The organism is Mesorhizobium sp. IMUNJ 23232, from assembly GCF_044326205.1.
Classification (GTDB): Bacteria; Pseudomonadota; Alphaproteobacteria; order Rhizobiales; family Rhizobiaceae; genus Kumtagia.
Genome location: NZ_JBIRCY010000012.1, coordinates 66,887 through 91,118 on the forward strand (window position 1 = coordinate 66,887; position 24,232 = coordinate 91,118).

The 24,232-nt window shown below is 64.9% G+C and carries 20 protein-coding genes; 18 read left to right on the plus strand and 2 right to left on the minus strand.

Translation table 11 applies throughout. The features are described 5' to 3' along the window. The first annotated feature begins 20 nt into the window (after positions 1 to 20). From ACH196_RS11475 to ACH196_RS11530, 12 genes are all read left to right on the plus strand, one after another. Positions 21 to 977 (plus strand): sugar-binding protein, encoded by a 957-nt coding sequence (locus tag ACH196_RS11475; protein WP_396647025.1) that lies wholly within the window; start codon positions 21 to 23, stop codon positions 975 to 977. A 393-nt stretch (positions 978 to 1,370) separates the two neighbouring features. After that, the gene (locus ACH196_RS11480; RefSeq protein ID WP_396647026.1) at positions 1,371 to 2,930 is read left to right on the plus strand and encodes a sugar ABC transporter ATP-binding protein; all 1,560 of its coding nucleotides are present in this window, start codon (positions 1,371 to 1,373) and stop codon (positions 2,928 to 2,930) included. Further along, complete coding sequence (locus tag ACH196_RS11485; protein ID WP_396647027.1) at positions 2,927 to 3,916, plus strand: ABC transporter permease; 990 nt, start codon at positions 2,927 to 2,929, stop codon at positions 3,914 to 3,916. The genes ACH196_RS11480 and ACH196_RS11485 overlap by 4 nt, the downstream gene beginning before the upstream one ends. A gap of 141 nt (positions 3,917 to 4,057) precedes the next feature. Beyond that, a complete protein-coding gene (locus ACH196_RS11490) occupies positions 4,058 to 4,258 on the plus strand; it encodes a hypothetical protein (RefSeq protein ID WP_396647028.1) in 201 nt (66 codons plus the stop codon). Between the two features lie 45 nt (positions 4,259 to 4,303). Continuing rightward, on the plus strand, positions 4,304 to 4,675 hold the full coding sequence (locus ACH196_RS11495; RefSeq protein ID WP_396647029.1) for a glyoxalase superfamily protein: 372 nt from the start codon (positions 4,304 to 4,306) through the stop codon (positions 4,673 to 4,675). A gap of 164 nt (positions 4,676 to 4,839) precedes the next feature. Then, a complete protein-coding gene (locus ACH196_RS11500) occupies positions 4,840 to 5,277 on the plus strand; it encodes a CBS domain-containing protein (protein WP_396647030.1) in 438 nt (145 codons plus the stop codon). Positions 5,278 to 5,824: 547 nt separating this feature from the next. Then, positions 5,825 to 6,652 (plus strand): cytochrome c oxidase subunit II, encoded by an 828-nt coding sequence (gene coxB, locus ACH196_RS11505; RefSeq protein ID WP_396647031.1) that lies wholly within the window; start codon positions 5,825 to 5,827, stop codon positions 6,650 to 6,652. A gap of 85 nt (positions 6,653 to 6,737) precedes the next feature. Next, positions 6,738 to 8,513, plus strand: coding sequence for a cytochrome c oxidase subunit I (ctaD, locus tag ACH196_RS11510; RefSeq protein ID WP_396647032.1), 1,776 nt, complete (start codon positions 6,738 to 6,740; stop codon positions 8,511 to 8,513). Continuing rightward, positions 8,510 to 9,214, plus strand: a complete 705-nt coding sequence (locus ACH196_RS11515) for a cytochrome c oxidase subunit 3 (RefSeq protein ID WP_396647033.1) — start codon at positions 8,510 to 8,512, stop codon at positions 9,212 to 9,214. Before ctaD ends, ACH196_RS11515 begins: the two co-directional genes overlap by 4 nt. Positions 9,215 to 9,226: 12 nt before the next feature. Beyond that, positions 9,227 to 9,943, plus strand: a complete 717-nt coding sequence (locus tag ACH196_RS11520; protein WP_396647034.1) for a heme-copper oxidase subunit III family protein — start codon at positions 9,227 to 9,229, stop codon at positions 9,941 to 9,943. Between the two features lie 9 nt (positions 9,944 to 9,952). Further along, on the plus strand, positions 9,953 to 10,342 hold the full coding sequence (locus ACH196_RS11525) for a cytochrome C oxidase subunit IV family protein (RefSeq protein ID WP_396647035.1): 390 nt from the start codon (positions 9,953 to 9,955) through the stop codon (positions 10,340 to 10,342). A gap of 134 nt (positions 10,343 to 10,476) precedes the next feature. Further along, a complete protein-coding gene (locus ACH196_RS11530; protein ID WP_396647036.1) occupies positions 10,477 to 10,950 on the plus strand; it encodes an aminoacyl-tRNA deacylase in 474 nt (157 codons plus the stop codon). Positions 10,951 to 11,031: 81 nt separating this feature from the next. Here ACH196_RS11530 and ACH196_RS11535 read toward each other — a convergent pair whose 3' ends face one another. Then, positions 11,032 to 11,841, minus strand: a complete 810-nt coding sequence (locus ACH196_RS11535) for a sulfite exporter TauE/SafE family protein (protein WP_396647090.1) — start codon at positions 11,839 to 11,841, stop codon at positions 11,032 to 11,034. Positions 11,842 to 12,236: 395 nt separating this feature from the next. Next, entirely contained in the window at positions 12,237 to 18,857 is a 6,621-nt protein-coding gene (locus tag ACH196_RS11540; protein WP_396647037.1) for an autotransporter outer membrane beta-barrel domain-containing protein, read from the minus strand. A 39-nt stretch (positions 18,858 to 18,896) separates the two neighbouring features. On the opposite strand from ACH196_RS11540, the gene ACH196_RS11545 reads away from it, so the two are divergent. From ACH196_RS11545 to ACH196_RS11570, 6 genes are all read left to right on the plus strand, one after another. Then, complete coding sequence (locus ACH196_RS11545; protein ID WP_396647038.1) at positions 18,897 to 19,229, plus strand: hypothetical protein; 333 nt, start codon at positions 18,897 to 18,899, stop codon at positions 19,227 to 19,229. Between the two features lie 129 nt (positions 19,230 to 19,358). After that, positions 19,359 to 20,078 (plus strand): FadR/GntR family transcriptional regulator, encoded by a 720-nt coding sequence (locus ACH196_RS11550; RefSeq protein WP_396647039.1) that lies wholly within the window; start codon positions 19,359 to 19,361, stop codon positions 20,076 to 20,078. Position 20,079: 1 nt separating this feature from the next. Next, on the plus strand, positions 20,080 to 21,282 hold the full coding sequence (locus tag ACH196_RS11555) for a mandelate racemase/muconate lactonizing enzyme family protein (RefSeq protein ID WP_396647040.1): 1,203 nt from the start codon (positions 20,080 to 20,082) through the stop codon (positions 21,280 to 21,282). Positions 21,283 to 21,305: 23 nt separating this feature from the next. Beyond that, a complete protein-coding gene (locus tag ACH196_RS11560) occupies positions 21,306 to 22,286 on the plus strand; it encodes a sugar ABC transporter substrate-binding protein (RefSeq protein WP_396647041.1) in 981 nt (326 codons plus the stop codon). Positions 22,287 to 22,472: 186 nt separating this feature from the next. Next, entirely contained in the window at positions 22,473 to 23,453 is a 981-nt protein-coding gene (locus tag ACH196_RS11565; RefSeq protein ID WP_396647042.1) for an ABC transporter permease, read from the plus strand. A 2-nt stretch (positions 23,454 to 23,455) separates the two neighbouring features. Next, the gene (locus ACH196_RS11570; protein ID WP_396647043.1) at positions 23,456 to 24,187 is read left to right on the plus strand and encodes an ATP-binding cassette domain-containing protein; all 732 of its coding nucleotides are present in this window, start codon (positions 23,456 to 23,458) and stop codon (positions 24,185 to 24,187) included. Positions 24,188 to 24,232 lie beyond the last annotated feature (45 nt).

Genomic DNA, 24,232 nt, shown 5'->3' on the forward strand with positions numbered 1-24,232 from the left:
CATAATAGGAGGAGACATCTATGAATTTCAAACTACTGCTCGCCGCAACCGCGGCGGCTGGGCTGCTGCTTGCCGGTTCGGCAATCGCGCAGGAGAAGAAACAGCTCGCCTTCGTCGTCAACGCGTCCTCGGACTTCTGGAAACTGGCCGAGGCGGGCGTCAAGAAAGCGCAGGGCGAACTGGGCGACGGCTACGAACTGCAGTTCCGCTATCCCGCCCAGGGCACGGCCGCATTGCAGAACGCGCTGATGGACGACCTCGTCGCCGCCGGCACGGACGCCATCATGATCTCGTCGGCCGACCCGAAGAACTCGATCGACGCCTTCAACAAGGTGGCCGCGCAGGTTCCCCTGTTCACCACCGACTCCGACGCGCCGCAGTCCAAGCGCATCGCCTATCTCGGCTCGTCCAACACCGCCGCCGGCGTGCAGGCCGGCGAGGAGATGGTCAAGGCCATGGGCGGCAAGGAAGGCAAGTGCATGGGCTTCGTCGGCTTCCTCGGCGCCGACAACGCCGTGGAGCGCATCAACGGCTTCAAGACGGCGATCGAGGGCAAGGGCATCACGCTGGTCGACGTCCGCGGCGACGACGTGGATTTTGCCCGCGCCCGCACCAATGTCGACGACGTGCTGGTGGCCAACCCCGAGATCAACTGCATGGTCGGGTTCTATTCCTACAACCCGCCGAAGATCTATGAAGCGCTGCAGGCCGCCGGCAAGCTCGGCCAGATCACCGTCGTGGCCTTCGACGAGGATCCGGTCACGCTGGGCGCCGTCAAGGAGGGAAGCTTCTCGGCGACCGTCGTGCAGCAGCCCTTCGAGTGGGGCTACCAGGGCATGAAGCTGATGGCGGCCTATCTCGGCGGCGACAAGTCGATGGTCCCGGCCGACGGCCTGATCATCGTGCCGACCGCCGTCATCAACAAGGAGAATGTCGACGCGTTCTCGGCCGACCTCAAGGCCAAGATCGGCGGCTGATCCGGAAGGCGTGAGCCAGGGCGCGGCGTTGACGCCGCGCCCTGTGCTGCGGTTGATTCCCATGGCTGTCTGCGCGGACTGTCCTGCCGGGCATCCAGCGGGAGAGTCGCGCGCCTTGCTTGTCATTGGGATCCGGTGAACGGCGATCGGATTCACACATTTTACAGTCGGGTTTCAGCCCGTGCAGTCGAGTAGGATTTTCTGCACCCACTCTGACTTCACCGCCGCCTCGAAAGTGGCGAAGCCAAAGCCGATGCAGAACCGGCTGCGCATGCATATACTGGCGAACTGGATGTGTGAACGCGATGGCCTTCAACGGAGAGAAGATGGTGGCCGTGAGCGACGGCGCGAGCCATCAAAACGAATAGCCAGGGATCGGCTTTCTTGCATCAGATGAGTTCTGTTCAAACACCGTCCGCGCCGATTGCCGACGCAAAGCCGTTCCTGCGGTTGAGCGGCGTGCGAAAAGTCTATCCGGGCGTCGTGGCGCTCGCCGGTTTCGACCTGGAGGTGCGCCCGGGCGAGGTGATTGGCATCGTCGGCGAGAACGGCGCCGGCAAATCGACGCTGATGAAGATACTCGGCGGCGTCGTCGTTCCCGACGGCGGCACGATCGAGGTCGACGGCGTGGCGAGCCAGTCCTTCACCGTCAGCGAGTCGATCCGCGCCGGCATCGCCTTCGTGCACCAGGAACTCAATCTTTTCGACAATCTCGATGTTGCCGCCAACGTCTTCATCGGCCGCGAACAGCGGAAATACGGGTTCCTCAACATCGTCGACAGGGAGCGTCAGCGCGCCGCGGTGGCGCCGATCCTGAAAAGGCTCGGAGCCAATTTCGGGCCGGAGGCGCCTGTGCGCAAACTGTCGCTCGCCCAGCAGCAGATCGTCGAGATCGCCAAGGCGCTGAGCTATGATGCACGGCTGATCATCCTCGACGAGCCGACATCCAGCCTGCCGCTGCAGGAGACGGAGAAGCTGCTGGAGGTGATAAGCGGGCTGAAGGCCGAAGGCATCGCCGTGATCTTCATCTCGCACCGCCTGCACGAGATCGAGCGCGCCTGCGACCGGGTGATCGTGCTCCGCGACGGCGAGTTCGTCGGAAAACTCGAGCGCACCGAGGTGACCTACCAGAAGCTGGTCCGGATGATGATCGGGCGCGAGCTCAAGGTCGTCTACACGCCGCCGTCGCGCCCGCCCGGCCAAGTGGCGCTGTCGGCGCGCGACGTCAGGACCGCCGCCTATCCGAAGCAACCGGTCACGCTCGACCTGCATCGCGGCGAGATCCTCGGGCTCGCCGGGCTGGTCGGCGCGGGCCGCAGCGAGCTTGCCCGCGCCATATTCGGCATCGATCCGATCTATGGCGGCGAGATCGTCTTCGAGGGCAAGCCGCTTGCCACCGGGACCGCGAGCGACGCGGCGCGGCGCGGCATCTTCCTGGTGCCGGAAGACCGCAAGGGCGCCGGCGTCGTCCTCGACCTGTCGATCGCCGAGAACATCACGCTGCCCAACCTTACGGCCTATTCGCGCGGCGGCATCGTGCTCGCCAAGGCCGAGACCGGCCGCGCCGAGCGCAGCAAGGCCGAACTCGACATCCGCGCGCCGAACGTCGGGGTGCGCACCGGTGCGCTGTCGGGCGGTAACCAGCAGAAGGTGGTGCTGGCCAAGTGGCTGGCGATGAACCCGCAGGTGATCATCCTCGACGAGCCGACGCGCGGCATCGACATCGGCGCGAAGTTCGAGATCTACAGGTTGATGCGCGGGCTTGCCGACGCGGGCGTCGCGGTGCTGATGATTTCGTCCGACATGGAGGAGGTGATCGGCGTGTCGGATCGCATCGCGGTCATGCATGAGGGGCGCATTTCCGGCACGCTGACGCGAGACCGCTTCAGCGAGGAGAACGTGCTGATGCTGGCCGTCGGCCGCGAAGTGGAAGAAACGGGAGCGGGCGCATGAACAAGAAAGACCTCGGGCTTCTGGTGCTCATCCTGGTGGTCGGCCTGTTCGTCTATCTGCGCAACCCGCTGTTCCTGTCGGCCAACAACCTCGCCAACACCGCCAACCTCATCGGCCTGTTTGGCCTGTTCTCCATCGCCCAGGGTTTCGTCATCATCACCGGCGGCATCGAGCTGTCCGTCGGCTCGATGATTGCGCTGCTCGGCGTGCTGTTCGTCGACATGGTCGGGCGCATGGGCATTCCCTGGCCGATCGCGGCGGCCATCGTCATGGCGCTCGGCCTGGCCATGGGGCTCGCCCACGGGCTGCTGATCACAAAACTGCGCATGCAGCCCTTCGTGGTGACGCTGTGCGGCCTGCTGATCTATCGCGGCGTGGCGCGCGGCTATACGGCGGATGCCACCGCCGGCTTCCCCTTCGGCAGCACCTATCCGGGACTGGATTTTTTCGTCGCGCGGCCCTTCGGCATCCCGACCTCGGTGTTCGTGCTTCTCGTGGTGGCGGTCATCGCCTGGATCGTGCTGCACCGGTCGGTGTTCGGCCGCTACCTCTACGCGGTTGGCAAGAACGAGGAAGCGGCGAAATTCTCCGGCATTCGCACCGATCTGGTGGTCATCGCCGCCTATGTGATCTGCGCCGCGCTGACGGCGGTCGCCGCTATATTCTTCGCCATGTACACGCGCTCGGTGCAGCCTTCCGGCCACGCCAATTTCTACGAGCTCTATGCCATCGCGGCGGCAGTGCTGGGCGGCTTCTCGCTGCGCGGCGGCGAGGGCTCGATCGTCGGCGTGATCCTCGGCACGATCCTGCTGCAGATATTGCAGAACCTCGTCAACCTGCTGGGAATCCCGTCATCGCTGAACTTCGCGGTGATGGGCACGGTGATCCTTGTCGGCGTGCTCGTCGACCAGCAATGGGGCCGGTTCCGCGAGCACAGGCGCATCCGCGAGGCGGCGCGGCTGGCGTTCAAGCCGGCCGCCGAGTGAAGGCGGAACGGCGCGACCCAAGGGCTGGAAATCGCCGTCTCGTCAAATTTCCGGACGGCACCGATCCCGTATTGACTCCCTGGCTGACCCGTGACGGTAATTGGATCGGGCAGGCGAGGAAGGTTGGCATGGGAGGTGTCAATGCTTGCCGTCGATAGCCCCATCCTGTCCGAGTTCAAATCCGTCTTGAGATCGACGGCGCCCGAGCTGGTTTCGCTGCGGCGCGCGGTGGCCATGGCCCGGGAAATGGGTCTGAAAGACGCCACCGATCGCGAAATCGAGAAGATCGTCATTCTGGAAGCGTCCGCCACCGGCCGGCCGGTCCTGATCGACCGCAATTGATCGGTGGCGGGATCGGTTTGCCACCATGTCGGGGAAGGCTTTTGCATGGATTGGAAACTCGAACTGGTGCCCGTGCCCGTTTCGGATATCGATCATGCGATCGCCTTCTATGTCGAGAAGCTCGGCTTTCATCTCGATCACGACCACACGGTGAGCGAGGAGATCCGTTTCGTGCAACTGACGCCGCCCGGCTCGGCCTGTTCGATCGCCATCGGCAGAGGCATCGTCGACAGCGCCCCGGGGTCGATGCGAGGCTTGCAACTGGTCGTGCCGGACATTGACGAGGCGCATGCTCATCTCGCCGGCCGCGGCGTCGACGTCAGCGGCGTGCAGGATTTCCCATGGGGCAGGTTCGTGTTCTTCAGCGATCCCGATGGCAACACCTGGTCGGTGCAGCAGCTTCCTTTCCGCGATTAGACGGACGAGGCAGCCGTCATCTCGCGTTCCGGCTTTCCGAACGCGCGCGAAAAACCATCCGCGGACCATCCGCTCCGGATTCGATGGAACGTTACCGCCGGAGAGTTCGTTCCCTCGGTCATACCGGTCCGGCGGCGGGGTCTCGCACCTGAAGGAAGATTGCCATGAAAGTCAGCAACTGCATGACGAGGAACGTCCAGATCGCGAATCCGGAACAATCCATTCGCGAAGTGGCAGACATGATGGGCCGGCTCGATGCCGGCGTTATGCCGGTCGGCGACAACGACCGGCTGGTCGGGATGATCACCGATAGGGATATCGCGATCCGCGGCGTGGCGATGGGCATGGGACCCGACGCCAAGGTGCGCGACGTCATGAGCGCGGAGGTCAAATACTGTTTTGACGACGAAGACGTCGAGGAGGTGCTGGAGAACATGGGCCACCTGCAGGTGCGCCGGCTGCCGGTGCTGAACCACGACAAAAGGCTCGTGGGAATTATTTCGCTTGGCGATCTCGCGACGAATGGCGAAGCGGCGGAAGCCGGGGCGGCTTTGACCGGTATCTCGAAACCGGGTGGCGAGCATTCGCAAACGGCGCACTGAACAACGCCACAGCAGGTCACCATCTCGACGCCATCATGTAGGGAGCCATGATGGCGTCGCCGCGCTGGTGGCTGCCTGGGTGCTTTGAAGCCTGCCGTGTCCATCCGCTCGCCAAGGGTGAACCCATGTACCGAACGACGATGTTGATTGTTGCGGTGACCGTCCTGTTCACGCTGGCGGGTTGTCAGATGGACAGGCGTGGCTCCATTGGGTCGACCAGTTGCGCGTCGACCGGCACGTCCTGCGAGACGCCGGATCGGATGTCGGCGCAATAACGGGCGGAACACCTCGTGCTTGCCACTGGTCGCGTCGATGCGCGGTTTGCAATCGGACTTCCGTGCCGATGCGGCGTAGCGGTGATGTACCGTCAACCGTCGCCCATCTGTTGCCGGCCAAACCTGTCCAAGCGTGACCGAAACCGGTCAAAATGAGCGTTCCTGACCCGCAAATCTCAGGCACTGGAATTCCGGGCGCAAATAAAGCATGATGCAACCGACATCCTGGGAGTTATCGAGATAACTCTCGGAATGCCGGGAGGAACTGGGACATGGCCATTGCGCTTGTACTCGTTCTCGTGGTTGTCGGCTCGGTCCTTTTTCATGTGCTGAGCCCGTGGTGGTGGACGCCCATCGCCTCGAACTGGAGTTATATCGACCACACGCTGGTGATCACCTTCTGGATCACCGGGGCCGTCTTTGCCGCCGTCGTCCTCTTCATGGCCTATTGCGTGTTCCGCTTCCGGCACAAGGAAGGGGCGAAGGCCGCCTATGAGCCGGAAAGCAAGCGGCTCGAATGGTGGCTGACCGCCGTGACCGCGGTCGGGGTGACGGCGATGCTGGTTCCCGGCCTGTTCGTGTGGAGCCAGTTCGTCACGGTCCCCGAGGACGCAACGGATGTCGAGGTCGTCGCGCAGCAGTGGCAGTGGAGTTTCCGGCTGCCCGGCGCCGACGGCAAGCTGGGCACCTCGGACAGCCGGCTGGTCGGCCCCGAGAATCCGCTGGGCGTCAATCCGAACGACCCGAACGGCCAGGACGACGTCGTGGTCGAGGCGGCCGACCTGCACCTGCCGATCGACAAGCCGGTCAAGATGCTGCTGCGCTCGATCGACGTCCTGCACGATTTCTACGTGCCGGAATTCCGCGCCAAGATGGACATGGTGCCGGGCTCCGTCACCTATTTCTGGTTCACGCCGACGAGGACGGGAACCTTCGAGGTGCTCTGCGCCGAACTCTGCGGCACCGGCCACGGGTTCATGCGCGGCGTCGTCATGGTCGATTCAGCGGAGGACTACCAGGCCTGGCTGCAGCAGCAGTCGACCTTTGCGCAATTGTCCCAGCCGGAACAGGTGGGCGCGGCCGAGCAGTTGCGGCCATGAGCATGGAGGAGGCGGCACGGCAGGAGGTTTGACTTGACGGGACCCGGGCCGCCTCGGGTCGCGCCGGAGGAGCTGGAGGTACATAATGGTCGATATCACGCCCCGCGCGGTCGACGGCGTTCCGCCTGCCGAGGTTCCGGAGCTTGAGCTCTACCATCCTCATAGCTGGTGGACGACCTACGTGTTCTCGCAGGACGCGAAGGTCATCGCCATCCAGTATTCCGGCACCGCCATGGCGATCGGCCTGGTGGCGCTGGTCCTTTCCTGGCTGATGCGGCTGCAGCTCGGCTTTCCCGGCACTTTCGATTTCATCACGCCCGAGGCCTATTACCAGTTCGTGACCATGCACGGCATGATCATGGTCATCTATTTGCTGACCGCGCTCTTCCTCGGCGGCTTCGGCAACTACCTGATCCCGCTCATGGTGGGAGCCCGGGACATGGTCTTCCCCTATGTGAACATGCTCTCCTACTGGATCTACCTGCTCGCCGTGCTGGTGCTGGTGGCAAGTTTCTTCGCGCCCGGAGGGCCTACTGGCGCCGGCTGGACGCTCTATCCGCCGCAGGCCATCCTGGGTGGCACGCCCGGCGGCCAGCAGGCGGGCATCATCATGATGCTGGCGTCGCTGATCCTGTTCATCATCGGCTTCACCATGGGCGGCCTCAACTACGTGGTGACGGTGCTGCAGGGCCGCGCCCGCGGCATGACGCTGATGCGCATGCCGCTCACCGTCTGGGGCATCTTCACCGCCACGGTCATGGCGCTGCTTGCCTTCCCGGCACTGTTCGTCGCCTCGGTGATGATGCTGTTCGACCGCGTGCTCGGCACCAGCTTCTTCATGCCGGCGCTGGTCGAGATGGGTGAACAACTGAAATATGGCGGCGGCAGCCCGATCCTGTTCCAGCATCTTTTCTGGTTCTTCGGCCATCCGGAGGTCTACATCGTCGCGCTGCCGGCGTTCGGCATCGTCTCCGACCTCATCAGCACGCATGCGCGCAAAAACATCTTCGGCTACCGCATGATGGTGTGGGCGATCGTCGGCATCGGCGCGCTCTCCTTCATCGTCTGGGCGCACCACATGTATGTCAGCGGCATGCATCCGTATTTCGGCTTCTTCTTCGCCACGACCACCCTGATCATCGCCATCCCGACGGCCATCAAGGTCTACAACTGGGTGCTGACGCTGTGGCGCGGCGACATCCACCTGACCATCCCGATGCTGTTCGCGCTGGCCTTCATCGTCACCTTCGTCAATGGCGGCCTGACCGGACTGTTCCTCGGCAATGTGGTCGTCGACGTACCGCTGTCCGACACCATGTTCGTCGTTGCGCACTTCCACATGGTGATGGGCGTGGCGCCGATCCTGGTCGTGTTCGGAGCGATCTACCACTGGTATCCGAAGATCACCGGACGCATGCTCAACGAGGTGATGGGCCGGTTCCACTTCTGGGTCACCTTTGTCGGCGCCTACCTGATCTTCTTCCCCATGCACTATGTCGGCCTGGTGGGCGTGCCCAGGCGCTATCCCGAATTGGGAGACACGGCGTTCATTCCCGATTCGGTGCATACGCTCAACGCCTTCATCAGCGCGATGGCGCTGATCGTCGGCTTCGCCCAGATGGTGTTCCTGTTCAACCTGTTCTGGAGCCTGCGCTACGGCAAGGACGCCGGGGGCAATCCGTGGCGGGCGGCGAGCCTCGAATGGCAGACGCCGACGACGCCGCCGCCGCACGGCAATTGGGGCAAGGAGGCGCCGGTCGTCTATCGCTGGGCCTATGACTACAGCGTGCCCGGCGCGCCCGAGGACTTCATCGCCCAGAACGACCCCTGGCCGGCAAAAGCCGCCGCGGGGCACGCATGAGCGTCATCCTGGTTTTTCTGCTGGTGATTGCCGGCATCGCCGGCTGGTGGCTCAGCCACCAGCGGCTGATGTCCAAACCCTGGCTGGAGCAGGGTTCCGTCGCTGCCTATCCGGGGACCGAGTCCGGCATGATGCCGACCGCCAAGATCGGCCTCGGAGTATTTCTCGCGGTTGTCGGCTGCCTCTTCGCGCTGTTTGCGAGTGCGTATTTCATGCGCATGGAGTTGGCCGACTGGAGGGCGCTGCCGGTGCCGCGCCTGCTGTGGTTCAACACCGGCGTTCTCGTGGCGAGCAGCGTGGCGCTGCACATGGCCGTCGTCGCGGCGCGCAGGAACGAGATCGAGACAACGAGGCTAGCGCTCGTCACCGGCGGACTGACCGCGCTCGCCTTCCTGGCAGGGCAGTTGATGGCATGGCGGGAACTCTCCGCCAGCGGCTATTTCCTCAATGCCAACCCGGCCAACAGCTTCTTCTATCTGCTGACCGCGATGCACGGGCTGCACATTGCCGGCGGCCTGGTGGCGCTCGGCCGCACGACAGCCAGAGCCTGGAGCGGCGCCCGGCGCGACCAGCTTCGCCTCAGCGTCGAACTCTGCGCCATGTACTGGCATTTCCTGCTGTTCATATGGCTCGCCATTTTCGTGCTGATCGCCGGCTGGGCAACCGATTTCATCGACATCTGCCGCCAGTTGCTGACCTGAAGGAGGAAGCGAATGGCCGATACCACCCTGACGCATACCGGCCAGCCGAGGCCCGACGGACTGCGAGGCATCGCCGCCGACTGGGCGTCGGACCAGCGGGCGTTCAAGAACGTCTCCTGGGGGAAGGCCATGATGTGGATCTTCCTGCTCAGCGACACCTTCATCTTCGGCTGCTTCCTGTTGTCCTACATGACGGCGCGGATGTCGACGCGGGTGCCGTGGCCAAATCCGAGCGAGGTGTTCTCGCTGCATATCGGCGGCCAGGACATCCCGCTGATCCTGATCGCCATCATGACCTTCGTGCTGATCTCGTCGAGCGGCACGATGGCGATGGCCGTCAATTTCGGCTACCGCCGCGACCGCAGGAAGACGGTCGTGCTGATGCTGCTCACGGCCGTGCTGGGCGCGACCTTCGTCGGCATGCAGGCGTTCGAATGGACGAAGCTGATTTCGGAGGGCGTGCGGCCCTGGGGCAATCCGTGGGGTGCGGCGCAGTTCGGTTCGTCGTTCTTCATGATCACCGGCTTCCATGGCACCCATGTCACCATCGGCGTGATCTTCCTGATCATCGTGGCGCGAAAGGTCTGGCGCGGCGACTACGATGTCGGGCGGCGCGGCTTTTTCACGAGCCGCAGGGGAAATTACGAAAGCGTCGAGATCATGGGTCTCTACTGGCATTTCGTCGATCTGGTCTGGGTGTTCATTTTCGCTTTCTTCTATCTGTGGTGAGGAAGGGACATGTCTGAAGCAACCGCCAACGGGATCACCTCCCTGCATGGGCATGACGCGCCCGCTGCGGCCGTAGCCCATGCGGACACCCACCAGGAGCACCCGATCAAGCTCTATCTGGTCGTCTGGGCGTGGCTCTTCATCCTGAGCGCCGGCTCCTACATGGTCGACTACTTCCATGTGCAGGGCTATCTGCGCTGGACCCTGATCCTGATCTTCATGATGCTGAAGGCAGGGCTGATCGTCGCCATCTTCATGCACATGGCCTGGGAGCGGCTGGCGCTGGCATATGCCATCATCCTGCCGCCGATCCTGGTGCTGGTGTTCGTGGTGATGATGGTGTTCGAGGCCGATTACACGCTGCTCACGCGCATACTGTATTTCGGACCAGGATCGTAGGCCGTCGCGACACGGAGTTCCCATGCGGTTTCAGGCTTTCGACGCCGGCCGCCATTTCCGTTGACATCGGAAACGACTGGAGGAGAATGGTTCTGTTGATCCCGCGTCGCGCACTCCAGCAAGGGACGCTCAAGATGACAATCGCACACAGACTCAAGGACTATATCGACGGCGAAGGAATTTCCTACGATACCGTCGCGCATCACCGTACGTCTACCACCAGGCAATCGGCGGTGGCCGCCCATGTGCCTGGCAGCAGGATGGCCAAATCGGTCGTTGTCCACTCCGAAATCGGCTATGCGCTGGCCGTGGTGCCCAGCACGCACCGGGTCGAGCTTGGAACGTTGCAGGACGTCATGGACAAGCGCCTCGGCCTCGCTTCCGAGGATGAGGTCGTCTTGCTCTTCGACGACTGCGATATCGGCGCGATCCCGCCGATCGGAGCTGCTTACGATGTGCCGGTGATCCTCGATGAAAGCCTGGGGGGCGACGCCGACGTCTATTTCGAGGGCGGCGACCACAGGACGCTGGTGCATGTCAGCGGCAAGGACTTTCGCAACCTGACCAGGGACGCCCGCCGGGCACGCTTCAGCCACCCGGCCACCTGAAAGTCTACCCGGACTGGCACCATCGAATATGCCGGCCCGGGTAGCGTCTCAGTTCGAATTTCGATTGAGGATGGCGAGCGGTCATTTGTGACGCCAGACTTTCAAGGCGGACAAAAGCAGGATAATGGCGAGCGCCGGAAGCAAGACGCCGTTCGGCATGATGCCGAGCAGTTGCCCACCGACAAAGGCTCCGACAATCGAACCCGCTGCCATGACGAGCAGGAAACTCCTGTTGCGGCCGATCACGGAAAAGCTCTGGTCGCGGCTGTAGCGCGTGAAGCCGACGATCATGGTGGGTAAGGACACGGCGAGCGAGAGACTGCCTGCGAGCTTGATATCCGCGCCGAACAGCAGGACGAGCGTCGGGATCAACAACTCACCGCCCGCGACGCCGAGCAAGGAAGCGACGACCCCGATCCCGAAACCCGCGACGATGCCTGCGACGAGTTGCGCCAATCCGGTCAGCAGGGGCTGCCCAGCCGCCGCATCATGCCCAAACACCAGCACCACCGCTATGACAACGAGCAACCCCGCAATCACCTTGTAGAGGGATTCCGATTTCAGGCGCGTTGCCCATCCCGCTCCGATCCATGCGCCGAGCAGACTTCCGGCAAGCAGGTTCAGGACTATCGACCAGTGCATGGCAATCGTCGCGAAGGGAACCGTCGCTGCACGGAACGGCAAAGCCGAGGCGACAACGACCAGACTCATCGCCTTGTTGAGGATGACCGCCTCCAGAGCGGCGAAGCGAAACAGCCCAATCAGGAGTGGTAGCCGGAACTCGGCACCGCCGAGGCCGATCAATCCACCGAGCGCTCCTATGATTGCCCCACCTCCAAAGGCGAAAGGCAACTTGCGGGATGATGTAATGGCCGCCGCCTCTGCGTTCATAGCGTTATATCTCATTGGAGATAGCGGACTGTAACCGCTCGACGATAATTTCCGCAACAGCTTGAAGCCGAAATTCAACCTGCGACACCACCCCGGCCCGGGCACGGTCGACAAATCATTGAGAGCGGGAGACGGCAGCTTCGGCATCGCTCGATCGAGTCAGAATACCGCCGATTCGGAAATCCGTTCCCGCACGCCGGAGTCAACCGGTCGCATCGCCAACACGCAGGCAGACGCGGCGTCCGGGCTTATGTGCCTGTTACGAAAATCCACCGGAAAAAGCCGCGCGGACCCGACATTGCCCCCGGCGGACCTGACTTAACCTCTCATGGACCTGCGGCAGGCTGCCGGCGGACGCGTCAGAGGCCGCCAAGATCGGCCCGCCGCGCTCACGCTCAGAACGGCACGTTGACGCGCAGCATTCCCGAGTTGCTCGACGTGTCGTCCGAGAACTCGCCAACATATTGCAGTTCGACGTCCATGCCGCCGATCTTCGACAAGTGCAGGCCGGCGCCGACCTTGAACAGCACGTCGTCCATCGGCAGCGATGCTTCGAACATGCCGACGCCCGCCGGCGCGCCGCTCAGCCTGGCGTCGGCGGTCCATTCGTCCGCCGTCGAAAGACTTGCGCCGACATAGGCATAGGGGCGCAGCATGTAGTCCGCGCCGAGCACGACCGAACCGCCGATCTCGATCATCGGCGAGGCGACGAAGGCGAACTCGTCGCTGCCCTCGACCTTGAGCCCGGCTACCCCTGCCCCGCTCTCGGTGTAGCCCGACATGCGGGTGTAGACCGCATCGAGGTCGAGATAGGGTTTTACATAGTAGTCCGTGCCGGCGAAGGTGCGGGCGACGCGGAAACGCAGCGCGCCGCCATAGACGTCGGGCGAGCTTTCGGCGGAGCCGGCCAGGCCCGGAATGCCCGACCGCTGCATGTCGTAGCTGCCGTAGCTGCCGCTGATGACGCCGGCGAACAGCCATGGACCCATCTCCCGCTTCAGCGCGGCGCCGAGGAAACCGGCGTCGCCCGAACCGCTGACAAAACCGTCATCGCCGTCGATGCGGCTGTGCTCATAGGCGCCGGCGAGGCCGAGGAACCAGCCGGGAGCCAGATCGACCTGCGTGCCCATGCGGTAGGTGATGATATCGTCGGTGTAGCCCGACGAACCGTTCTGGTCGAAGCGGCCGCCGCTGATGTCGGCCCAGACGCAGCGTGTCTCGCCGAGCATCAGGCCACCGGCGGAGGTTTTCGGGCAGCTCATCAGCGAATCGTTGAAGCCGATGATCGTCTGCTGGAAGCGGGCGGCCGGCGCCAGGCTCACACCCGGCAGCAGGCCGGCGAGCATGGAGACATAAGTGTCCTCGCCCTGCTCTGCCCCACCATAGAGCGTTGCAAACAGGCTGCCGAAATCGTCGTTGCCATCGGCCTCCCAGATCTCCTGCAGATGGTCGGCGATTTCATCAGTGCTCTTGTCGAGACCAACGCGATCGAAGTCGGCCGAGGTGGAGAGGCTGTAGTCCTGGCCGGCCTTAGCGATGTCGATATCGAAGGCGAGGTTGTCCGCGGTCTCAAGCGAACCCGTCGCCACGCCCCCGACGCTGAGGAACACGAGCTCGCGGCGGGGCAGCAGGCTTGTCGCGTTGATGTCGAGCGTGCCGCCAAGCGCGGCGTCGCCACGCACCGTCAGCCGGTCCGACTTGCCCGCCGCCATGTCGAGGTCGAGCGACAACGTGCCGCCGGCAGACTGGGCAAAATCCCCGGTGATCTCGGTGCTGTCAGCCTTGCCGCCATAGCCGACGATCAGGGTACCGCCGTTGACGACATTCGCTTCGTAGAGCGACGCGCCAACCAGCAAGCCGCCGGACGGGGCGGTCGCAGCAGCCGATGCGACGGCGTCGGAAGCCTTGGCCGCGGCGGCATTGATCGTGCCGTAATTGTTGACCGTGCCGGCGTTGTTACCGTCGGGGTTGTTCAGCAGGATGTCGCCGGTGATCGTACCGGAATTGTTGACGGTCAGCAGGCTGCCGTAAGAATCGCTGACATCGCCATCGTAGCGGATGGCCGTGCCGGACGCGGCCGAGACGCTGCCCCCTGCATTGACCGTCAGCACATTGTTCTTGCCGGCCGCGATCCAGACGCCGGCGCCGATGTCGCCGCTGCCGCCCGTCACAGCGCCATTTACCGTCACCGTTACCGCTTCCTGGTCTAAGTTTCCCTGGCTCTGCCCGAAGATGCCGACCGAGCCTGCGCCGGTCGCATTGATCGTGCCGGTCTGGCTTACGGTCACGGTGCTGCCCGTTCCATCCTCAGCCGTCGAGGACGTGTTGCCGGCGAAGCCGCCCGACTGGTCGCCGCCGAAGCCGCCGCCGCCGCCGATCGATTGGGCGAGAATGCCGAAGGCGTTGGCGCCGCTGGTGGTGATGTTGGCGTCGACCGTAACGTCAACCAGGTTACCGTTGCCATTATTGCCGCCAGCCGAATTCTGGTCGATCGGCGTCGTCGTGAGAATGCCGCCCGAAGCATCGCCGGCGATGCCGCCACCGCCGCCGATGGACTGCGCGACAATCGCATGGGCGCCGGCGCCCCGCGTGTTCACGGAACTGCCGGCGGCAATGTCAAGCGACACCGAACTTCCGTTGCCGGAGACACCGCCCTGGCCGCCAAGCACCACGCTGGCGAGGTTGTCGGCTGAACCTGCGCCGCCGATGCCGCCGCCGCCGCCGATCGACTGGGCAAGGATGCCGTAGGCTCGGTCGCCATAGGTATTCATGCTGGTGCCGGTGCTGATGCCGATGGTGCCGCCGTTGCCCGATACGCCGCCCTGGCCGCCGACGACCACGGCGATGTCGTAGCTGTCGACTTCCGCCTGGCCGCTGCTGTTGCCGGCGCCGCCGATGCCGCCACCGCCGCCGATCGACTGGGCGAGAATGCCGATCGAATCGTCGCCGAGCGTCTGCGCGGTAAGCCAGCTCGCCGTCTTGACATTGATGATGCCGCCGTCGCCGGCCGTGCCACCCGTGCCGCCGGCCGAGCCGCCGACGGTGATGGTGCCGCTGGACTTGTCGGATCCGTCGCCGCCGGTACCGCCGCCGCCGCCGATCGACTGGAGCACGACGGCATTGGCCGAGTATCCGGCGGTGTTGACATGATTGTAGTCGCTGCCGTCGAAATAGACGTCGATTTCCCCGCCGTCGCCGCCGGTTCCGCCCTTGCCGCCGACACTGACGGCTATGGTGGCGGTAACCTTGCTGCCAGATGCCGTGGAAGAGCCGCCGGCACCGCCGCCGCCGCCGATCGACTGTGCCACGATGCCGTCGGCCCAGTCGCCGCTGGTATCGATCTGGCCGATATGATCGAGGTTGATCGTCCCGCCGTGGCCGCCGCTGCCGCCTTTGCCGCCGACATCGACGGTCAATGTGTAAGCGCCGCCGTCGCCAAGCCGGTTCTTGTTGTCCTCGAACAAGCCGATGCGGTCGAGGATGGCGTGCGACGACGCGTCCGCTCCCAGCGAGCCGCCGAGCCCGCCGCCGCCGCCGATCGCCTGCAGAAGCACGCCGTCGGCGTCGCCGCCCGTGGTCACGATCGTGCCGGCCGTGGTCGCCGTCACGCCGCCGCTGTCACCGCCCGAGCCGCCGGTCATGCCGACGCCGACAGTTAGCCGCGCGTCATATCCACCTCCGCCGCCGGCCAGATACAACGTCCCGCCCTGCGACGTGCCGCCGCCGCCGCCGATCGATTGCGCGACGATGCCGCGCGAGCTGGAGCCGTAGGTCTGGATCGCGTGGCCGCGGTTCTGGGTGACGGTGACCAGGTCGGCCGATCCACCGGGTCCGCCGACACCGCCAAGGCCGATCGAAGCCTTGATGCTGACGACGCCGCCCTGCGAGTAGACGTTGCTGCTGCCGATGCCGGCATTGCCGCCGCCACCGCCGATCGACTGCGCCACCACGCCGTTGGCGTAGTCGCCATAGGTGCGGATGGTTGAGGGCGGCGCCTCGAGCGAGGGCGGGGAACTCACCGCCGTGCCGTTGGGATCGCCGAGCGTCACGTCGACCAGCCCGGCCCAGCCACCGTTCGAGCTGGAAAAATCGTAGCCCGGCAGCAGGTTGCCTACGCCGCCGCCCAGCGAGACGCCGGCTGTCAGTTCGACCGTGTCCTTGTCGCCGAGCGTCGTCGAGAGCACGGAAGAATCGCCGCCATTGCCGCCGCCGCCGCCGATCGCCTGGGCCACGACCGCATGGGAGCCGTCGCCCAGCGTGGTGACGGACGTGCCGTCCGTCAGCGACACCGACACGGCGCACGGGGTGGAGAGATAGCAACCGCCGCCACCATTGCCGCCATTGCCGCCGACGGCCGCCTGATAGTTGAAGGCCACCGGCACGCCGGTGCCGGTGGGGGCCGCGACAAGGAAGTCCTTGGCGCTGGTGCTGCCGCCATTGCCGCCACCGCCACCGATCGACTGCGCGACGATGCCGAAGGAATCGTTCGGCGCGAAGGTCGCGGGATCGCTGCCGTCCGGCGCCCCGGTTATGATCGTCGAATTGGCGAGGTCCACCGTCGCGTTGCCGCTGAAGCCGCCGCTGCCGCCGCCGCCGCCGACGATCACCGCGGCATTGAAGCCGATGGTGGCGTCGAAATAGGAGGCATCGCCGCCATTGCCGCCGCCGCCGCCAATCGCCTGCGCGAGCACGCCGATGGCATGGGCGCCGCTGGTGGCCAGCGTCAGGTCGTTCTGGCGTATGGTCACGTCGTTGCCGAATCCGCCATCGCCGCCGTTGCCGCCGACCTGCAGCGCCAGGAACGAGGCCAGGCTGTAATTCTCAACGCTGCCGCCATTGCCGCCACCGCCGCCCACCGATTGCGCGATCATGCCGGAGGCATAGTCGCCATGCGTGACGACCGTCGCGGGCGCGCCGGCCGGCCCGCTGCTGTCGGTGCAACTGGTGCCGGTGTTGTCGATGCAGACGCCGCCGCCGGAGCCGCCGCCGGCGGCACTGCCGCCAATGCCGATCGAGGCGATGGTGGAAATGGTCAGGACGTCGCCGCCATTGCCGCCGCCGCCGCCCACCGACTGGGCGAGAACGCCGTAAGCGTAGTCCCCCGCCGTCTCGATGGCGCCGAGGTCGGTAATTTTGACGGTCGAGCCGTCGCCCCCGGCAGAGCCCTTGCCGCCAACACCGGCGATGCCGGTGCTGTCGCCGCCGCTGCCGCCGCCGCCGCCGATCGACTGCGCCAAAAAGCCGATCGCCGCGTCGCCGGATGTCAGGATCGTGCCGATGTTGGAGGCAACAATCTCGCCGCCATTGGATTTGGTGGTGCCGGCGGCGTCGCCGCCGACGCTCATCAGGCCGCTGGCCGAGCCCGCAGCGCCGCCGCCGCCGCCGATCGACTGGACGACGATGCCATGGGCGCTGTAGCCGCCGGTGGTGATGTCGCCGCTGTTGCGGACGATCGCCTCGCCGGCCGTGCCGCCGCCGGCGCCATCGCCGCCGAGCGCGACCACGCCGCCGGTTTCGACGCCGCCGGTGCCGCCGCTGCCGGCGATCGACTGGGCCAGAACGCCATAGGCATGGTCGCCTGAGGTGTTGATGGTTCCGGCGCTGGTTATCGTCGCGGTCCCGGCGTTGCCGCCATTGCCGCCATTGCCGGCCTGGCCGCCGAGCACGCTGGTGAAGTCGCCGCCCGTGCCGCCGCCGCCGCCGACCGAATGCGCGACGATGCCGGCGGAATAGTCGCCGGTCGTGGTGATGAGGGTGCCGGCGTCCGTCGTGACCGTCACGGAGCCGCCGTTGCCGCCGAAGCCACCGCCGCCGCCGGTGCCGGCCAAGGCCGTGTCGTCGCTGCCATCGCCGCCCTGGCCGCCCAGGCTCTGGGTCAGGATGCCGTAGAGATTGTCGCCGTTGGTGGTGATGCTGCCGCCCGGACCCTGCAATGTGACCGTGGCCGAGCTGCCGGATCCGCCATTGCCGCCGGAATGATCCTCGGAAGGACCGTCTCCGCCCTTTTCGCCCACGCTCCTCGCGGCGATGGCCGCTCCGCCGCCCGTGAAATCGCCGCTGACATCCAGCAGGACGCCGCCTGTCGCGGTCACGGTTACCGTCGAGGCGTTTCCGCCTTGGCCGCCGTCATCGCTGTTGTCGATGGAAGCCGTGCCGATGCCGCCGATGCTGCGCGCGTGAATTCCGAAAATATCGCCGCCGCCCCCGGTGGTGTTCCAGACGTTATTGATCTGGCCGTCATGCTGGACGGTCACCGAACCGCCATTGCCGGCACCGCCATTGTGGACACCGCCGGCGCCGCCGCCCGAATCGGCATAGATGCCGGCGCCCGAGGCATTGCCCGTCATGCGGCTCGACGTACTGCCGATGTTGATCGTGCCTGAATTGAACACGTAGACCGTGCCGGCCGATCCGCCATCTCCGCCGACCTGATCGCCGAGGCCCGAGACCGAGTTGTTCTGCTCGCCGCCGGTGCCGCCGCCGCTCACCGCAAGGATGCCGTACATGCCGCCGCTCAGCGGCGAAACCGTTCCGTCGATGGACAAGGCGCCGTAATTGGTGATGTTTATCGCACTGCCCGCGCCACCGTCACCGCCATCCGAATCGTTGTTGTCATTGTCGGAATCGCCATTGCCGCCCCAGGAATAGGCGGAGATCATGCTGCCGAGGTAGCCCGAATTCCCCGTGCCGCTGACGGTGATGCTGTTATAGCTGGTGAGCCCTATGCTGCCGCCACCGCCGGCGTTGCCCTCGTCAACGCCGTCGCCGCCGCGCGTGTATGTCATGATGACGCCGCCGACGGCGCCCGCAGGCAAAGTGTAAGGCGGAGAGCCGGCGCTGGTCGCGTAGGTTCCCTCGGTGGTGATCGTTATATTGTCGCCCCAGGCGCCGTCTTTCTTGCCGCTGCTGTCGGTACCGGCGTCGCCGTTGCAGATGGACCAGGTATATCCATAGCTGCCCTCCCCGAGGGTCTGGCTTGCCGCGCCGCTGCAGCTTGCCTGTGCCTGGCCGGACATGGCCGCGCCGCACAGCGCCAGGGCCGATACGATCAGGACGTGGAGTACATTCCGGCTTGGGAGGTTTGCGGCCTGGCCTTTGCCTGCGAATGGGTGCTTCGTTGCGTTGCCGGCACCCGCTCTCCGCGCGTTCAAAAATGGCAACCATCCATGGACGAGGGTTTCGGGAGTGATCGCCCGGAGGGCAATCCGCAACGAACCTGCTCCCAGCAGGCCGATCCTGTTCGCCATGTCCCGCCTCTCCCCGCCTCGAATCTGTGCGAACCGCCACATACGCTATTACGTGTGTTACGCAGCGGAAAGCACGCGGAACTCGATGAAACCGCCGATTCGGTCGATGAAACGGCGCCGTTTGATGAACAAAAACGGTAACGGGCGAGACGGGATTTTGACGAGATCGGCGCCCTAGGTAGAACTGCACTTGACATAGAGCTTCCGCCCATATTACACGCAAATTGAAGCAAACCTGTCATACAGGTTATCGGCTTCTGGAGGACATGCGTGGAGGAACGTTCCCGGTCGGAGAAGGACGCCAGTCCCGGATTGGTGAGCGCCGCCATCCAGGCCATCACCCAGCATATCCGGACGGAAGGCCTCGGCCCGGGCGACCTTCTGCCCAGCGAGGCCGACATGACCCGGCGGCTCAACGTGTCGAGGACCGTCGTGCGCGAAGCGTTGCGATCGCTGTCGGCGATGCGCCTGATCGACATGAGCGCGGGCCGGCGCGCCAGTGTGGCCAAGCTCGACATAAGCGCCATGTCGATGGTGATCGAGCATGGCGTCACCACCGAGCAGATCAGCGTCCAGCAGGTCTATGACGTACGCCGCACGATCGAGATGCGGACCGTGGCGCTCGCCGCGCTGCGGCGGACCGATGCCGAGGCGGCCGAAATCGCCGATCGCGCCCGGCTGATGCGGGAGAATTGCAAAGAGCCTGAGATCGTCATGGAGCACGACATCGCCTTCCACGAGGCGATCGCCAAGGCGTCGCACAATCCCGTCTTCGCCCTGATCGTCAACGCCTTCAGCGGCGTGACGCGGCGCACCTGGGTGATCGGCTGGCGCACCCGCGCCTCCGAAGCGGAGCAGTTGAAGATGATAGAGGGCCATATCGAGATCGCCCGGGCGATCGGCGCGGGCGATCCACGCCGCGCCGCCGACCACATGGCGGAACATTTCGACATGAGCGTCAAGGCGCTGATCGATGCGGGGATCGCCTGACATGAAGATCACGGCGATCGAAACCATCCGCATCGAGGAGCGCCCCAACCTGCTCTGGGTGGAGGTGCATACGGACGAAGGCATCACGGGTCTCGGCGAGACCTTCTACTTGTCGCGCACGGTCGCGGAATATTTGCACGAATATGTAGCGCCGCGGGTCATCGGCCGCGACCCCTTGCAGATCGACCTGCTGTCGGCAGATCTCGTCGGCTATCTCGGTTTTCGTTCGACAGGCGCCGAAGTGCGCGGCAATTCCGCCTTCGACATCGCGCTCTGGGACATTTTCGGCAAGGCGGCCGGCCAGCCGATCGCCCAACTGCTTGGCGGCTTCTCCAGGCAATCGATCCGCACCTACAACACCTGCGCCGGCACCGAATATATCAAGGACGACAAGGGCCAGACGACTGCCAATTACGGCCTCGCCGCGAAAGGCGGCTATGACGACCTCAACGGCTTCCTGCACCGCGCCGACGAGCTTGCCGGGGAGCTTCTGGAAGAAGGGATCACGGCCATGAAGATATGGCCGTTCGACCATGCGGCCGAAAGGACGCGCGGCCTCGACATCTCCGCCGCCGATCTGAAGGCGGCGCTCCAGCCCTTCGAGAAGATCCGGAAAGCGGTCGGCGACAAGGTCGACATCATGGTCGAATTCCACTCGATGTGGCAGCTCCTGCCGGCCATGAAAATCGCCAAGGCGCTGGCGCCTTACGGCACCTATTGGCACGAGGACCCGATCCGCATGGACAGCCTCGCCGACTTGAAGCGCTATGAGGCGGTCAGTCCTGCGCCGATCTCGGCGTCTGAGACGCTGGGCAGCCGCACAGCCTTCCGAGAATTGCTGGAGACGGGTGCGGCCGGGATCGTCATGCTCGACATCTCCTGGTGCGGCGGCCTTTCGGAGGCCCGCAAGATCGCCGCCATGGCCGAGGCCTGGAAGCTGCCGGTGGCGCCGCACGACTGCACCGGGCCGGTGGTGCTCGCCGCCTCCACGCATCTGTCGCTCAACGCGCCCAACGCCCTCGTGCAAGAGAGCGTGCGAGCGTTCTACCGGACCTGGTATCGCGATCTCGTCACCGCGCTGCCGGAAGTGAAGGGCGGCATGATCACCGTGCCGCCCGGGCCGGGTCTCGGGCTTGAACTCAGCCCCGATCTCGGCCGCGCCTACACCGTTCACCGCCGCGTCTCCGACGCGGCTTCCATCTGAAAATCCAACCGGGAGGACTACCTATGAAAAGAACGACGGCAAAACTTCTGCTCGGCGCGGCCCTGCTCGCCATGCCCTTGGCGGCGAGCGCGCAGGAACCGATGAACATCGTCTTCACGCACCATTCCTCGGCCTCCAACCCGTTCTGGCAGGCGGTCAAGAAGGGTTTTGACGACGCCTGCGCAAAAATCCAGGCGAACTGCCAGATGGTGTTCACCCAGACTGAAGGCTCGATCGAGCAGCAGTCCGCCAACATGCAGGCCGCGCTCGCGGCGAGCCCCGACGCGCTGATTACCTCGATCGTCGACAACAACGCCTTCGACCAGATCATCGCCGACGCGCGTGCAGCCGGCGTCACCGTGATTGCATCGAATGTCGACGACACCGAAGGGGCGGCGGGCAATGCCCGGCAGGCCTTCATCGGCCAGGGCTTCATCCCGGCCGGCTACGAGCTCGGCAAGAAGATGTCGGAGTTCTTCCCCAAGGAAGGCAAGATCCGTGCGCTTGTGGGCGTTTCGGCTCCCGGCCAGAACTGGTCGGAGCAGCGCGCCGCCGGCGTGATGAAATTCCTAGAAGAGTTCAAGGCGGCCAATCCTGGCCGCGAGGTGGTCATCGAGCGGCTCGACACAGGCACCGACGGCGCCGTGGTGGCGGATCGCGTCGGCGCCTACCTGTCGGCCAACCCCGACACCACCGTCTATTTCGATACCGGCCTGTGGCATGCTTATGTCGCGCAGGTGCTGGTCGATCGCGGCGTTCCGCCCGGCAAGGTGCTGATGGGCGGCTTCGACATCGTCTCGGAGGTCCTCCAGCAGATGGAAGCCGGCTACATCCAGGTCCAGGTCGACCAGCAACCCTACATGCAGGGTTTCATGCCGGTCATGGAAGCCTACCTCTCGAAGAACATCGGGCTTCTGCCGGCCGACATCGATACCGGCAAGGGCATTATCGTCAAGGAGGACGTGCCGAAGCTCAAGGAACTCGCCGCGCAGGGCGTGCGGTAGCTTCGCTAACCCCCTCCACCAACCACGCTTCGCGTGGTCGTCCTTCGGACCCCCCGTAAACGGGGGGAGGATCAACGGCGCGGCCGGCCGCGACGCTGGTTCCTCCCCTGCGAAGCGGGGGAGGGGGACCGCCGGAGGCGGTGGAGGGGGCCCACGTATTTCCAACCTCTCGCACCGGGAGCGTTCATGAAGCGCCTGATGAAAATCTACCTGGAGAAGCCGGAACTCGCCGCGGTGGTGTTCCTGCTTCTCCTGCTCGTCGTCTTCCAGATCCGCTCGAACGGCGTGTTCCTGAACCCGCAGAACCTGCGTGGCATGCTGGGCCTCCTGCCCGAAATGGGGCTGGTGGCGATCGGCGTGACCCTGCTGATGATCTGCGGCGAGTTCGACCTTTCGGTCGGCTCGGTCTTCGCGCTGACGCCGATGACGATGGCCGTGATGCTGGCGGCGGGCGTGCCCTTTGCGCCGGCCTTCGCGGCCGGCCTGGCGCTCGCCGCGCTGATCGGCTTCATCAACGGCTTCATCACGATACGATTCGCCATACCGAGTTTCATCACCACGCTCGGCATGCTGTTCATAGCGCGGTCGCTGACGGTGGTAATCTCCGGTGGTTTTCCGCCGGTCCTTCCCGCCAATTCGCTGCCGAAATGGCTGTTCACCGTCTATGTCGGCCCCGGCGAGCTTTTTCGCATGTCGTTCTTCTGGTTCCTCGCGGTCGCCATTCTCGTCACCGTGCTGCTGTCGCGCACGAATTTCGGCAACTGGGTGCGGGCGACGGGCGGCTTCCTGCCCGCGGCGCAATCGATGGGCATTCCGACGGCGCGCGTCAAAATCGCCTGCTTCATGATCTGCTCGGTGCTGGCGGGTTTTGCCGGAACTATCCAGGTTATGCGGCTCGGCGCGCCGCTGCCTTCGATCGGCGAGGGGCTGGAGCTCCAGGCGGTCTCGGCGGCGGTGATCGGCGGCACGTCACTGCTCGGCGGCATCGGCACCATTTTCGGCGGCATCGTCGGCGCGGCGCTGATCCGCGTCATCGACAACGGGCTGGTGCTCTCCCAGGTCGACGCCAACTGGTTCAAGATGGCGATCGGCTTCCTGACCATCTTCGCCGTGGTGGTGAATGCGTGGATGCGCAAGCGCGCCCGGGCGATCAAGGTGGAGACCTGACCATGGCCGCGCCGATCATCGAAATCCGCAATCTGCAGAAATGGTATTCGGGCGTCCACGCGCTGAAGAACGTGTCGCTTGACATCTATCCGAACGAGGCGCTCGGCCTGGTCGGCGACAACGGCGCCGGCAAGTCGACGCTGATCAACATCCTTTCCGGCACCCAGAAGCCGGACGGCGGCGAGATCAGGCTGGAAGGCCAGCCGGTGCGCTTCTCCAATCCGCGCGACGCGATGGATCGCGGCATCGAGACGATCTACCAGTACAACTCGATGGTTCCGACCATGACCATCGCCCGCAACGTCTTCATCGGCCGCGAGCCGCTGAAGATGTCGATGTTCGGCATCGGCATCCTAGATCAGGAGAAGATGCGCAGCGAGAGCGTCAAGGCCATCGCCGACGTCGATCTGCATCTGCGCTCGCCCGACGCGCTGGTAGGCGAACTGTCCGGCGGCCAGCGGCAGGGCGTAGCGATCGCACGCGCCATGCATTTCAAGTCGAAGGTGATGATCCTCGACGAGCCGACCAACCACCTCTCGGTCAAGGAGACCAACAAGGTGATCGGGTTCGTTCGCGGCCTGAAGGCGCAGAGCGTCACCGGCGTGTTCATCAGCCACAACATGCACCACGTCTTCGAATGCTGCGACCGCATCGTGGCGATGGCGCGCGGCGAAATCGTGCTGGACAAGCGGATCGGCGATACCTCGATCGACGAGATCCACGGCGTCCTGTAACGCGACGCGAGTGACGATGACCGACCGTTCCGGTGAGGCGGTGCC